This is a genomic window from Vagococcus sp. AM17-17, assembly GCF_003471765.1.
Lineage (GTDB): Bacteria > Bacillota > Bacilli > Lactobacillales > Vagococcaceae > Vagococcus > Vagococcus teuberi.
The window spans coordinates 1-13977 of record NZ_QRJY01000004.1 but is presented as its reverse complement, the minus strand read 5'-3'; the positions used below and the strand labels follow the sequence as shown (position 1 = coordinate 13977).

Annotated in this window: 12 protein-coding genes and 1 pseudogene; 2 read left to right on the top strand and 11 right to left on the bottom strand. The window is 32.6% G+C overall.

The window, feature by feature from the left end; translation table 11 throughout:
* Positions 1-108: 108 nt before the first annotated feature.
* A complete protein-coding gene (locus DW196_RS06845) occupies positions 109-318 on the top strand; it encodes a hypothetical protein (protein ID WP_118250732.1) in 210 nt (69 codons plus the stop codon).
* Positions 319-561: 243 nt separating this feature from the next.
* Here DW196_RS06845 and DW196_RS11255 read toward each other — a convergent pair whose 3' ends face one another.
* The gene (locus DW196_RS11255; RefSeq protein ID WP_147408674.1) at positions 562-744 is read right to left on the bottom strand and encodes a hypothetical protein; all 183 of its coding nucleotides are present in this window, start codon (positions 742-744) and stop codon (positions 562-564) included.
* 42 nt (positions 745-786) lie between these two features.
* Between DW196_RS11255 and DW196_RS06840 the strand changes: the two are divergent.
* A pseudogene (locus DW196_RS06840) lies at positions 787-1023 on the top strand (DUF4822 domain-containing protein); the annotation flags it as partial.
* Positions 1024-1352: 329 nt separating this feature from the next.
* Here the strand turns inward: DW196_RS06840 and DW196_RS06835 are convergent.
* The 10 genes from DW196_RS06835 to DW196_RS06790 form a co-directional block, all read right to left on the bottom strand.
* Positions 1353-2264, bottom strand: coding sequence for a PEP phosphonomutase (locus DW196_RS06835; protein WP_071456228.1), 912 nt, complete (start codon positions 2262-2264; stop codon positions 1353-1355).
* A 13-nt stretch (positions 2265-2277) separates the two neighbouring features.
* Positions 2278-2574, bottom strand: coding sequence for a PTS lactose/cellobiose transporter subunit IIA (locus tag DW196_RS06830; protein WP_118250824.1), 297 nt, complete (start codon positions 2572-2574; stop codon positions 2278-2280).
* A gap of 60 nt (positions 2575-2634) precedes the next feature.
* Complete coding sequence (celB, locus tag DW196_RS06825; protein ID WP_118250731.1) at positions 2635-3990, bottom strand: PTS cellobiose transporter subunit IIC; 1356 nt, start codon at positions 3988-3990, stop codon at positions 2635-2637.
* Positions 3991-3999: 9 nt separating this feature from the next.
* Positions 4000-4332 (bottom strand): PTS sugar transporter subunit IIB, encoded by a 333-nt coding sequence (locus tag DW196_RS06820; protein ID WP_071456226.1) that lies wholly within the window; start codon positions 4330-4332, stop codon positions 4000-4002.
* 21 nt (positions 4333-4353) lie between these two features.
* Positions 4354-5307 carry a N(4)-(beta-N-acetylglucosaminyl)-L-asparaginase gene (locus DW196_RS06815; protein ID WP_071456225.1) on the bottom strand — a complete coding sequence of 318 codons (954 nt, stop codon included), beginning with the start codon at positions 5305-5307 and terminating at the stop codon, positions 4354-4356.
* An 83-nt stretch (positions 5308-5390) separates the two neighbouring features.
* Complete coding sequence (locus DW196_RS06810) at positions 5391-6692, bottom strand: Sapep family Mn(2+)-dependent dipeptidase (protein WP_118250730.1); 1302 nt, start codon at positions 6690-6692, stop codon at positions 5391-5393.
* An 11-nt stretch (positions 6693-6703) separates the two neighbouring features.
* Entirely contained in the window at positions 6704-7435 is a 732-nt protein-coding gene (locus DW196_RS06805) for a GntR family transcriptional regulator, LSA1692 subfamily (protein WP_118250729.1), read from the bottom strand.
* Positions 7436-7440: 5 nt separating this feature from the next.
* Complete coding sequence (aspD, locus tag DW196_RS06800) at positions 7441-9018, bottom strand: aspartate 4-decarboxylase (protein ID WP_118250728.1); 1578 nt, start codon at positions 9016-9018, stop codon at positions 7441-7443.
* A 176-nt stretch (positions 9019-9194) separates the two neighbouring features.
* Positions 9195-11396 carry a transglycosylase domain-containing protein gene (locus DW196_RS06795; RefSeq protein ID WP_118250727.1) on the bottom strand — a complete coding sequence of 734 codons (2202 nt, stop codon included), beginning with the start codon at positions 11394-11396 and terminating at the stop codon, positions 9195-9197.
* 53 nt (positions 11397-11449) lie between these two features.
* Complete coding sequence (locus tag DW196_RS06790) at positions 11450-12700, bottom strand: PASTA domain-containing protein (RefSeq protein ID WP_118250726.1); 1251 nt, start codon at positions 12698-12700, stop codon at positions 11450-11452.
* Positions 12701-13977: the final 1277 nt, after the last annotated feature.

The window sequence follows — 13977 nt, the reverse complement described above, 5'->3', positions numbered from 1 at the left end:
TCGCACAAAACAAATAAAGACGCAATCCTTTACTAATTATTAGACTTACTAGTTACCATCAATTCATAATACGTGGTATCATTATTTAAAAGGAATGGAGAGGTTTTTATGTCAGATAAAAAACTTTTAAAGTCAGAAAAAATCCGATTGAAGAACGATCAATTACGTGCACAAGGAGTTAACTTAGAGAAAAAATGGGGTAAAAAACTAGTAAATAATGGGTTGAATTCAAGTGCAATGGTAGGCTCTCCAGGAACAAATCCCGCAAATTTAGAAATAAAAGGATCAAAATCTTTAGAAAATGAGCATGAAAAATAAATAAAAAAATAGACTACTTAAAGCAAATTGCTTTAAGTAGTCTATTTTTTTATGATTATACTCATCTAACTCTTTGAGCTTTTGAACAAACTCTTGATACAAAGAAGTCGTCCATTCTGTTTCAAAATCATCAATGTAGCATTTTATCCACTTCACTGGTGTAATAGGTAATTAACCCTTTAATATCCATGATATGCCATCCCCAATAGTCATTGCTCTCATTGTAGGTTATCTTATTTTAAACTAAAAAAACAGACCAATTTTTGGATAATCAAGATGACTTTTTTGATCTATTACTATTTTTCTATTAGAAAATAAATTGGTATCTGCTACACCAAATAGTTTCGATTGGGAATGACGTAACACTATTTTTTTCAATTTTTCTCTGATACGTTCATTTTCAACTGGTACTTGTTGTTGTGTCAATTTCGTAAGTCGTGACAAACGAGCTTTAACACGTGAGACTAGTCCGATTGGCAAAGAACAGTTGTAAAAGGTGCGAAAGGAAATGATTTAACAAAATAAAATGCAGAATTCATTGGACTAGCTAAATATGATGGCAAAACAGGTTATTACGAGTTCTTCGACATTGAAACCGGTAAAACACGCGGCGATGAAGGAACATTTTTTGTGACTAATGATGGTATCAAACGTATTTTAATTACCACAACTCAAAACTATCAAGCTGTGGTAGAGGTAACGAAGTAACGGTTTTTGTATAGCATGAGCCTTATTCAGGTGATCATTCACCAGCGTTTACGTTTTAGTAAAAAAACTTAGAAGTGGATCTAAAAATAATTTTTTAAAATGATAATTGCTAAACTAAACAAACAACAAACCCATGAAATCAGTTTTTAATGAACTGATTTCATGGGTTCTTCTATTTTAAGACGTTAGGCTTAGCCTTTTTAATTTTTACCACAATTTATCAAATAAACTCTTTTTCAATAAAATCAGATAATATTCGTCAAATTTAGTTAGCTCATTAAAATACTTAACATAGATTAACAACCGATTATCACTTTTACAAGAAATCACCTATTAACAGACCTTGCAAAACGTGAAACAGTATGACGCTCCCCACGAATAGTATCAGATAACTCTTTTATATTCTTTATACCCACTAGTCCCATATTAGCATCCCCAATATGTTGGATATCAATACCTAATATTTTATTTCTCAAACCAATTTCTCTGATAGTTTGCGGATTAGCACTCTCTTGAGAAGTACCAATAGCACTCATCACTAAACGATTATTCTTATGAGCCGTATCAACTGCTTCTTTGACCATTTCTTCTGTAATTCCCCAAACTGTTCCCACAGCTGGAACAAGAATAATATCCGCACCTGCATCAATAAACTCTTGTGTGGAATCCTTACTTACTACAGGCTCATCTACCCCCGCACTATGCATTTTACCAGCAATTATAACACCATTAAAATAGTTTTTTGCCAGTTTAATATTTTGTGCAATCAACTCATTTGTTACACCTGTCCCTGGATTTCCTGTTAACAATATAAAATCAAAGCCTAATTGATTAGCTAATTCAAAAGTATCTTTAGAAGCCTGTCTCCCCAAAGAAATATTTAATTTATTAGAAAACATTTTTGCGGAAGGATCTACAGGTTCAAGATTAACACCGATTGGTAGCCCTATCAGTTTCTTTAAATCGTGAATTATATCTGACGGTTGATGATTTTCTGTATGATGATACAACCCTTTAATTTCTGGAGACAACAAATCAAAACAATTCAATAAAATCATATCTGCTCCATAAGATCTTGCAATTTCACTAGTTGTGATATCTTTAATCAAAGGCTCTTCTATAACCACATTTTCACTTAAAATAACTCGACCTTCACTTGCTTTGATACTTTGAATTAAATCTTCTTTACTAAATGCTTTAATATCACTTGCATTAGCACTTATTAGTCTTTTAACCATCATCTACCTCCAATTACTTAGTCTCTGCGTAACAAACACTATAAAGGTCAATTATTTCTTTTGCTAAATCAATAAATGATATGCTTGTCATTAAATGATCTTGTGCATGAACAAGTAATAATGTTACTTCCACATTATTCCCTGAGGCCTCTTGTGTTAATAAAGCGGTTTGTGTTCCATGAGCATCTACAATATTTTTTTCTGCCGATTCAATTTTTTGTCTTGCCTCATCAAAATGTTTCTGTTTAGCTTCTTGTATTGCCTCCATTGCATCACTTTTTGCATTACCTGATTTAACAATCAAACTCATAATTGTTGTTAATAATTCTTCTTTAGTTTCTCCCAAAATATCCCATCCTTCTCTTATAATTTACAGAGCATCAAAATCGAAATCTTCAAAGTTAATGTCATCTTCTAATTCTTCCGCATAATTTTTTTCTTCCTCAAGGTATTGGCGGTCCATCATTTTAACAAATGGATAATAAATGACCATGCCTAGGAATAATAGTAAAACTTGTAATACTGCTCCTTGCCAACCACTTACTAAGAAACCTGAAAACACTATTGGTGTTGTCCAAGGTAATTGAATGCCATTAGTAAAAGGAACTAATCCCCAGCTCATCGCAAAGTAAGCAATAATTATATTAATTGTTGGAACTAACACAAATGGAACCAAAATAATAGGATTTAATACAATAGGTAAACCAAAAATAATCGGCTCATTAATTCCGAAGAAACTTGGAACTATTGATAATTGTGATAATTTTTTGATACGTTGACTCTTACAAAATAAAACCATGACAATAACTAGAGATAATGTGGATCCAGCTCCACCAAATGTCGCAAACATATCTTGAAATTGCCCTGTGATAATATTTGGAATTTCCGTATGTGCCTTATAAGCTTCTAAATTTTCCATTGATAACGCTCTTAATACTGGGTTAAAAACCGCTCCAACTACACTACTTCCATTAATCCCAAAGAACCAAAAGAAATGTAAGAAAATATACGCAACTATCATTGCACCTAGTGTATTTCCTAAAGATAATAATGGCATTTGTAATAGATTAAAAATGATATCTTGTAAACTTCCATAAGATGTTAACGTTGCTAACCAATCAATGACAAAAAACACAAAAATAATCACAAAGCTTGGTATCAATGCTTCAAATGATTTAGACACGGTTGGTGGTACACTATCTGGCATTTTAATTTTCCAACCTTTTCTAACGACCCAAACAAATAACCTAGTTGCAACTAATGCTGTAATCATTCCTAAGAATAAACCACTGGAACCCATCCATTTTAGTGGTAAGCTAGTAACTTCATACACAGTTTCTGTGTTTTCAGGAGTAAAAAATGTGGTATAAGGCGTCACTATAAAGAATGCTACTAATGAAATAATTGCCGCTTGCATCGCATCCTCATCAAACTGTCTAGCTAAACTATACGCAATCCCCGCTACTGCTAAAATAGTCATAATATCAAAACTAGCACTAGCAGGGACCATCATATGACTTGCCCATTCTTTCCCTAGTAGCGCACTCATCCATGTATCCCATTGATTCAGTGGAAAATTAGCAATTAATAAAAAGAACGACCCTACAATTAATACAGGAGTAGATAATAAAAAACCATCTCGTATAGCAATTAAATATTTATTCTCACCAATTTTTTTTGCCATTGGTGACAATACTCTCTCTAGACTATTTAGAAACTTTTTCATCCCTCTCACCTACTTCTTTTTATTATTTTTTGCTAATTTTAACGCTTCTTTTAAAGCTTTTTCTCCGTCCATTGCTCCATATATCTCTGAATCAATTACCATAACTGGAATACCTTGTGGCTCATATTCTTCTTTTGTTTTATTAAATAAAAAACGTACTTGTGGTCCTAAAAGAACTGCAATTGGTCTTTCTTTTTCGACAATTTCTTTAATTCTAGCAACTGGATAAGCCGTAATATCTAAAGGTAGATTATGCTTCTTCACTACTTCCATCATTTTATTAACCATAATACTAGTAGACATCCCTGCATCACAAAATAAATATATTTTTTTTGTACTCATTGTTTATTCTCCATTCTTTATTTAGTCTATTGGTGCCTTAATCCTTTTTTCATATGCATCTAGCCATTCTTGCGTAATTGGCTCGATAATTGTTGTATGGTTTTCACCCATATTTGCTATGTATATAGCTGCTTTATTTTGATCATTCCCAACCGAAAAAGTAAACTCAACATTAGTAGCAACTCCCCAATCGCCTTTATTGTTCATTGCAACTAAAGACATCGCTCCACATTTTCCGTATTTTTTGGTTAATTTATCATGAAATGAATACACTGCTTCATCACATGCTTCTTGTGGTGTCATTCCTCCATCCATTTTACGAACAATTTCGTATGAAAGAATTCCTTTCATTAAATCTTCACCTAGTCCTGTTGCAGCAGCTCCACCAATATCACTGTCCACATAAAATCCTGAACCAGATAGTGGGGAATCTCCGACCCGTCCAGGTTTTTTCATAAAAAGTCCAGAGCTTGATGTACCAGCACTCATGCTACCTTTTTTATCTAAGCTGATAGCACCAATCGTATCATGACCATCATAGGGACTAAGCGAGTGTTTCGCCATATCATCTAAGCGTTTTTTCCATAGTTTTCTCGCCCGTTCAGTCAACATATTTTTTCGTTCAAATCCATTTGTCATGGCGTACTTTGTTGCACCTTGACCAACTAAGAAGCTATTAAATTTTTCATGACTTAATTTTCTTGCCACAGAAATCGGATGACACACATCTGTAATCCCTGCTACAGCTCCAATTTGGAACGTATCGCCATCCATAAAGGCTGCATCCATTTCTAGAATCCCTTCAATATTTGGTAAGCCTCCATAACCAACGGACTTGTAATAAGGATAGTCCTCAACATGTTTAATAATCATCTCAATTGCATCATTCGATGTACCTTCATTTTTCAGTAACTCTAAAGAAGACTCAATACCATCATGAGACATTCGCCATGTTGCAATACTACCAAAATTCATTTAATCACCTCTTTATAATATTATAACGCTTTCATTATACAATAGTATATACCATAATGTCTATACTGATTGCGACGTTATTTTTAATCGCATGCTAAAGCTAAAATTGCTTCCATATATATTTCCATGTTCAATAATAAATCTTTTTCGTCCATATATTCATCACTATTATGAGCTATCCCTTTTTGACCTGGAAATGAAGGCCCAAAAGCAACAGTATTCGGGAAAAAACGTGCATATGTTGCACCAGTTGTTGTCACTGGAGTGCCGTCTAAACCGGTTATTTTTTCATAGACTGCACTTAATTTTTTTACATTTGTATCATCTTTTGGGAAACTTGTACTCTTTAATTGTCGAATAATTTTAATTTCACTTTCTTTAGGCACAACTTTATGCAATTGTTCTGTTACCTCTTCTTCTTTCGTTGAAACTGGATATCGAATAGCAATACTCAACTGAATTGTATTTTGCTCAACCTTCAACTCATAGGGTGTCAAAATTAATTTCCCACTATCCTCGTCCTCAAAATCTAAACCAATTCCTTCACCATAATGTTTCTTTGAAAAACTCTCTTCGACCCATAAAAAATAACGGCGCAATTGATCTGACATTTCTTTGTTACTAGACAGTTTTGTAGCTAGTATTGTAATGGCATTTTCACCTAATTCTGGTGCATTTGATGGCGAACGTTTACCTAAAACGTGATATGACTCTCCTTGAAATATTGCTGTTAATTCATCCGGCACATGCACACTAGACTGATCTCCCTGAATCGTTAAATTTTGTAGTTCACTTGCATCAAAATGCGTAGAGATAGTATAATTTACAATTCCTCTTTCTCCATAAACAACTGGGTATTTACAATCTGGTGTAAATGCAAAGATAGGAGCTATTTCTTCTGCTAAATACAAAGGCAAATCTGAACTGCCACTTTCCTCATCTGTTCCAAAAATTATTCTAATGGGTTTGATTGGCTTAATCCCCATATCTTTCAATAATTTCAATCCAAACAAACATGACATAATCGGTCCCTTATTATCTAAGACTCCTCTTCCATAGAACTTTTCATCTTTTTTACTCAATTTAAACGGCGGAAATGACCATCCATCACCTGCTGGAACAACATCTAGATGTCCCACTATCCCAATATGATCATCACCTTCTCCAAATTGAGCATAGCCTACAGCATCATTCACAATATTTGTTTTAAAGCCATAGTCTGAAGCTATCTTCATCACTTGTTCCAACGCTTGTTTTGGACCTATTCCAAAAGGGGCATTACCCAAAGGGGCTCCCTTTACACTCTCAATTTGCATCACTTTATCTAAATCTTTGTAAAATTCTTCTTTATTTTTCTCTATTAAATGTTTTATATTTACTGTCATCAGTCTTCTCCTTAATTATTTCCTCTTACTAAAGTATTTTTGAAAGTATATCTATCCGCTCTATAATATGAAATATCGTATAATATCGGAGTCGCATTAATAGCAAACGTTATTGAATTTACTAAAAGTAATGGATCTCCCACTGGAACATTTAACAACTCGGACATCTCTTCATTAACCAAAATCGCTTCTACTTCTTGATGAGAATAGGCAATTTCTACTTTCGATTCAATCAATTTAAACAATGATTGATTAAAGTCTTCTTTTGATAACCCATCTACATATTTTTCACTTAAATAAATTTTTTCAACCGTCATCGGTTCATTATCTAAGCTCCTACATCTTACTAATTCATACACTGTATCAGATTCGCTTAACTCCAATTGAGTCATTATTTTATCATCTAACTGTTTAAGTTTTTCAAAAGAAATAACTTTAGTATCACTCGTTTTTCCATACGCTTTTGCAGCTTCAGTAAATCCTTGCAACCCATCACGACCGCTTTGGATTTTTTGTTGTGACATGACATAGCTACCTTTACCACGTTTTTTTACGATAATATTTTTTTTAATCAACAAATCGATCGCTTTTCGAATTGTTAATCTACTACACTCAAATTCTGTTGATAAATCATACTCAGATGGCAATTTTTGAGAGCTTACATAGATACCTTCTTTAATCCGTCTTTCTATTTCTTGTGCAACACTAACGTATACTGTCTCCGTATTTTTTTTCTCTTTCACAAAAATCAAACCCCTACTTTTTTATTTTTTTCCCATTCTTTTTTTATTTCTTCTGACAAACGTATAATTCGCTTACCAACTTCTTCATATGACTCAGTTTCCAAATTGGCCAATGAAATTCTAACAGACCATTCATCACTACCAAAGTCATCTGTCTTTAATAACAACAACTTTTCTTTTTCGGCTAATCTTGTTAAAACTTTGGTAATTGTCCATTCAGATTGTAAATATCTCGAAAAATCTAGACCATATCTTGATTCTACCCAATCTTTAAAATTAAACTCAAAATAATACGCTGTATTTAAAGGCTCTACCTCTTCTTTGATACCTAAAGAATGAAATAATCGTTCTTCTCTTTCATGACATAAATTCATTACAGATGTCTTATAATCATCTTTAGTATCTAATAAAGAGTATAAGCTAAATAGAGTCATCATAACTTGTTGAACAGAAGATAATCCTGCGGCGTGATTTAAAGCAATATCTCGACTATCCGCTACCATCCGATCGATAAAACGAATACTGTCACCTTTTTGATTGAGTGATTGATATCTTAATTTTAATTGTAGTTCTTGCTCTAATGGTAAATCGCTAATTAATTTATCAAATATATTGTCTTGTGCTACAGCAACCGTTCCCACACGCCAACCTGTCGCACCAAAATATTTCGAATATGAATAAATACAAGCTGAATTATACGGTAATTCTACGAATAATGAATTAAAATCTGATACAAATGTACCATAAACATCATCCGTTAGAATCATCAAATTTGGATTATCTGTTTCTACAATCTCTTTTATTTGATGAATGGTTGATTGACTCATGGAATTAGCTGTAGGATTGCTAGGATTAACTATAAACACGGCTTTGACATCTTTATCTTTTAATTTATCAATTTCATGAGTTGGGTATTGATAAATTAAATTTCCATCACAAATAGATTGTTCCGCATTAATTTTTAGTACATTAAAATTATATTGTGGTAATTCAGGTATTTCCAAATATGGGGCAAAGCTAGGGACTAATAAAGCAATTTTATCTCCCTTCTTTAAAATAAAATTGTTAACTAAAGTATCAAATAAGTAACAAATTCCTGCAGTACCTCCTTCTACTGTAAATATATCAAATGACGTATCAGATCCAGAAAATAATTCATATTTTAGATAATTTTTTATTGGAGATTCACACGCATCTAAGCATCGAACCGGATTAGGATAATTATCACCTATGGTATAGTCTAACATTTTATCTAACCACTCATGTTGATTCATACCGAAATAAACTACGCCATCTGTTAAAACTTGCTGTAAAAAGAATGATCCTCTACCTGAATTTTTTTCCAAAAACATTTGAAATCTTTTATATCTAGTTGAATCCTCTTCCATCATTCCGCGTATCAAAGAGTGGTGCATATCTGTTGTTTCCATTAAAGCAAATTGACTCAGTAGTATGAACGCTTCTCTTGGAATAGGTGCTGTCCAATTAGGATTGCCTCGACCAGCATTTAATGATTTTCTTTCTGTCTGTATTTTTTTCTCCAATAATAAATTTAACTCAAACGAACTCAAATCCTCTAACATTTTTGTTTCCTCTTCTCTATATAGTATATACTATATAGAATATACTATTATTGATAACGTTTTACAAATGTTTTATTTTATAGCTTTTTTCTAAAAACTCTTGGCAAAAGACCATAAAAAAATCGCATCAATAGAATTCAATCTATCAACACGATTTAGTGTACAGCCCTAATTATCTAGTCCTTGTAGGTTTGATCTAATATATCTTTAGTCTTTAAATATTTTTCTTCCAATGAATTATAATCATCTATATCCTTTTCATCAAGTTTCTTATTTTTTATATTTACATCATCCAGATCTTTGTTAGATAGAATATCGATTTTTGGCATAAGTGGATTAGATTCTTTATCCCCTATAAACACTGCATTTCCAAACGTAAACGATTTTGCTTCTCTGCCACTCATCATGACCTTAAAGGCACTATTCATTAAGTATACTCTCCCTTGATTTGCTGTTTGGTGTGGAAAGGTCGTTGGTGCATACGTTGCATCAACATAAGTTGGGCTACCTAACCAAGTAGCAATAGAAATCTCAGGCGAAGCCATCACAAGAAGTGAATCTGGTGACTTATTTTGACTATTTGGTACAGAACTCTCAAAATTACTTGATCCTGACTTCATGACATAGGTATCTTGACTAAAGCCTGTGTATTTAGGTCCTGCATAGGGTTCTGATCCATTTGCCCCAGTTGCTTCTTTTAACATATTCACCACGGTTTTTGCCGTACTGGAACTCATCGTTCGTTTGCTTTCAGCATCAGAAAGATTAATTTTGACAGAGTCTGTTTCAATACTTTCAATAGTTGTTGGTTCAACTCGAACCCCATCGTTACCAAATACACTAAATGCTGAAGATAGTGCCAAAACATTTGTAGGGTAATTAATTGCTTGCTCAGCTGTGTAATTTGAGCCATTTGGGTTATATGATGCTAGGCCGAGTGGTTCCATCATAGTATTTTTTTGCTGATCATTGGTCATCTGAAATGCCTCAACAGCAGCTGTATTTAACGACAACCCTAAGGCAAACGATGCACTAACTTTACCAAAATTCTGATTGCCATAATTATTAATTTTCCAATCTCCTACTGTAAAAGAACTTCCATTTTGAATCGTATTTGGTGTCAATCCTGCATACTCAACAGCTGGAGCATAATCAAGAAGTGGTTTAATTGTAGAGCCTGAAGATCGTGTTGCTGTATATGGAATCATCGGATTATCTGAATTAGTCGCAAGACCAATAATATGTCCTGTTTTCGTATCCACAACGGAAATAGCAGTCAAACTTTGTTTATGTTCAATATACCCATTAGGTAATCGATCATCCTGAGGATAAGTTCCTTCTACTATATTATGTAACTCCTTCAATTGATTACTATCTGCATAAGTTTTAACAGTAATCGTGGCATTTTGCGGTAAATTTAAACTACTCAATTCATCTTTTACTTTTGAAACATAAGGTTGGTATTCCTTCGGTGTCCCTTCCTGTTTATATCTTTTTAATGCAAACTCTTCCTTTTCACTTTGGACTAGTTCAACGGTTTGTTTATATATTTTATCACCAATCAGCTCATTTTCTTTCATAATTGCTAATACAGTAAGCGTCCGTTGCTTACCACTTTTTTCAAAGTCTTGAACATAAACTGATGGTGATTGACCTAACCCAGCCATGTAAGCAATCTGAGCTACCTGTTTAGGGTCATTTGTATTCATATCTGACATATCATTACCAAATAACTCAAGTGAAGCTGCTCTAACTCCCACAGTATTGGGTGTTAGACGTAGTTCATTTAGATAGGCTTTTAAAATATCATCACGATTATATTTTTGTGATAGCTTTCTAGCATCAATTAATTGAATAACTTTATCTGACAATGTATTTTTATTGTTTGTTCCAAAAACCATAATCTTAACCAACTGCTGCTCAATTGTTGATGCACCTCTTGTAACAACTTTTTGACCTAGTTTTTTTCTGACTTGAGACACCACTGCCCCCATTGTATCTTTAATGGAGAAACCTTTTGTTTTTCTCGTATAAAAAGACGCATCCTCTACAGCAAGAAGTGTGTCTCTATATAATTTATCTACATTCCAATTGGGCTGATATTTAACGGGATCAAATTTAACGACGACATTATTTTTATCTAACGGTTCATCATTTTTATCTAAAATAATGAAAGACTGTGTGATCTTCTCATCAATGTTTTGAATTTCAAGTAAGGAGCTGTAAGGACTGTAACGTTTACTTATTGTATAAGCTCCTATCGACATAAATAGTATGACAATCATAGCAATCATAGCAATCATACCGAGAATTATGGCTGTTAAGTGACGACGGCTAAGAAATCTAAAGCGTTTCTTTTTATTGTTTTTTGAAAACATCTATTGCCTCCCTTCCTTGTTTGTTCAATCTAGTATTCTTAAAACAAAAAATTTTAATCATCTGAACTTGTTGTTTCTTCTGTGCTTGATGAAGTCGTCTCACTTGTTATTGAAGAGTTAGAATTAGAGTTAGACGTAGATGAGCTACTTGATTCTGAAGATTGCGTTCTTTTTTCAACTGATTGATTTTCAACCACTATTGTAACAGTAGAGCCTTTAACGATATATTTATAATTTTGAGATGAAGGATCCTGTTTTAAAATGAGATCTTTTTCATTCCTATCCCAACTCTCCGTACCGCGGATGTTCTCAAGAACTGATTCTCCACTTTTATACATCGTATTTGTATATCCTTGTATATTCAAATTTAAATCCAATTGATCTATCTCTTCTTTAGCTTCTTTAACAGTCATACCAACTAAATCCGGCATATTCACTGACCGTTTAATTAATCGTTCATTAGTTTCTAAATCAGATTGAAGTTCGCTATACTTTTTTTTAAACTCTTCTACCATATTTTTCGACTGAATATAGTTATTTGTTCTATCTATATAATCACCTAGCTCCATACCAAACTTAGTATTTGGTTCAGGAATAGTTTCTATGAGACTGGCATAGGAAAAAACTTGATCTGTTATTTTATTTGCTTCAATTATATTATTATTTATGTCATCCAATAAGCTAACAGATTTTTTAAAGCTCTGTTCATTTGTAACTGTCAACATGCCTTCTTGATTATATATTTTATGCAATAAGTCAAGCAAATCTTGCGCCTCTTTGCTTATTTTTTCGGCGTCCGAAATCGTTGCATTTTGAAAAACAACCATTAATTCATCATATTTTTTAGGTAATATGCTTTTATAGTACAACACATATAATTCTTCAATATCTATATCTTCTACAATATCAATACGTCTCTTTATTTCCGACATAGCATTATCAATATCTGAAACGTCTGTTTTACCTTCCATTACTTCTAATAATAACTCTTTATTTTTAGCTAATGTCTTAACCTTTTCATCATTTGCTTCATACAACCAAGACTCAAAGGCATCATTTTTTAAAGATCTTATTAACCTAGTATCTGTTTCTTCAATCCTAGTTAGACGATATATTTCTTCTTGTGTTATATTTTGTGCTTCAGGAATATCGTTAATATAATGATATGCTTTAAAAAATAAATAAGCACTGACTAAACTGACCATTACAAAAAATGAATAAAAAAATATTTTCCAAGATTTACTTATTTTTCTATATTTTTTATTTTTGGTTTTTGATAACCTCACACGTTTTTTCTTTTTCATTTCATATAACCTCATGTGTTTCTTATTATTAATATAGTTAGGTGATTTTTAATAAATCTATATTTTATTATACACTAAAAAGAATAAAAAAGTTCTGACATAAAGTTTTCAATTGTCTATATAGGAAACGATGCCTTATCATATAATACTGATATTCTCTAACAAACATCTCTTATTTTTTTATGTACGCAAAAAGCCCTCAATCTAAATAGAATCATAGAGCCCATAGTTATATTATCTTTTTAAAAATTAAGGTACTAAAATAGAGAGTGATTATTATCATTATGAACAAAACGATGTGCATCTTTATATATTAATTTGGTCTTTTTATCCGGATCGCTTTCCAAAGTTAGCTTACTATCAACTATTAAAACATTAGGATTTCTAACTGAATATTGTTTTCAAAAAAAGAGTCTTACCATTTGGATTCCCTGTTTTATCAAAGTTACCAATATATTGGTGCATATAATAACCTAATCTTTTAGCTTTTAGTATATTTCCAGAATATAAATACATCCCTATATCAAATTGAAAAAGTAAGAAACCAACTTATATAATCTTCTACCAGGTAAGATATCGAGTATTTTTTAGATGTAGCATCAGCACAAATAAAGTTCATTCCAGTATGACAATCAGAAGTAGAGCTAAGCTCATCTACACAAAGAGCCGCAGGCAAGAAAAGAAGTTAAGATTCGGTTGCTGATTATTGGTAAATGATCATAACACACGTTTAACTGTATTTTCAGAGACATTGTGGCTTGCTGCGATTGCTTTACGTGATCGATTCTCTTTTAAGTCAAAAGTAATTTGGTGTTTAAGTTATCTAGACATGTGACAATAGTCATCTACTAGAGAATTAGAAGCACTTGAAGTTGATCAACATCTTCTATAAAGGATGCGTTTTCTATGAAGTGTCAGATAAGTTGTACGATACTCAACTTTTGGCAATTGACTAATGGTTGGATACATTCCGTTTTTAACGAACTGATAACATCCACATTTCTGGCATTGCTTATCTTTATTCACTAATCTTCCTGTCATCATGTTAAATGAGCTGTTGTTTCTCGATTCGTGAGACGATTAATCCTCATTAAAAATAAGAGATTCACCTGTTAAATTGAGTAGTTTTCTTGTATTATTATCCATAGGGAGATTCTCCTTTGTAACGTTAGTTATAGACGACTTAATTTTACCAATAAGAATGTCCCCTTTTTTTAGGATCTGTAATTTCTACTGTTGGTAACGAAAGTTACCAGCAGTTTTTAGTACACAAAAAC

Coding starts and splice junctions, on each gene's coding strand:
- DW196_RS06820 (WP_071456226.1), bottom strand. CDS start 4,332: ATGAGTACAAAAAAAATATATTTATTTTGTGATGCAGGGATGTCTACT.
- DW196_RS06790 (WP_118250726.1), bottom strand. CDS start 12,700: ATGAAAAAGAAAAAACGTGTGAGGTTATCAAAAACCAAAAATAAAAAA.
- DW196_RS06795 (WP_118250727.1), bottom strand. CDS start 11,396: ATGTTTTCAAAAAACAATAAAAAGAAACGCTTTAGATTTCTTAGCCGT.
- DW196_RS06830 (WP_118250824.1), bottom strand. CDS start 2,574: ATGAGTTTGATTGTTAAATCAGGTAATGCAAAAAGTGATGCAATGGAG.
- DW196_RS06815 (WP_071456225.1), bottom strand. CDS start 5,307: ATGAATTTTGGTAGTATTGCAACATGGCGAATGTCTCATGATGGTATT.
- DW196_RS06845 (WP_118250732.1), top strand. CDS start 109: ATGTCAGATAAAAAACTTTTAAAGTCAGAAAAAATCCGATTGAAGAAC.
- DW196_RS06835 (WP_071456228.1), bottom strand. CDS start 2,264: ATGGTTAAAAGACTAATAAGTGCTAATGCAAGTGATATTAAAGCATTT.
- DW196_RS06810 (WP_118250730.1), bottom strand. CDS start 6,692: ATGACAGTAAATATAAAACATTTAATAGAGAAAAATAAAGAAGAATTT.
- aspD (WP_118250728.1), bottom strand. CDS start 9,018: ATGTTAGAGGATTTGAGTTCGTTTGAGTTAAATTTATTATTGGAGAAA.
- celB (WP_118250731.1), bottom strand. CDS start 3,990: ATGAAAAAGTTTCTAAATAGTCTAGAGAGAGTATTGTCACCAATGGCA.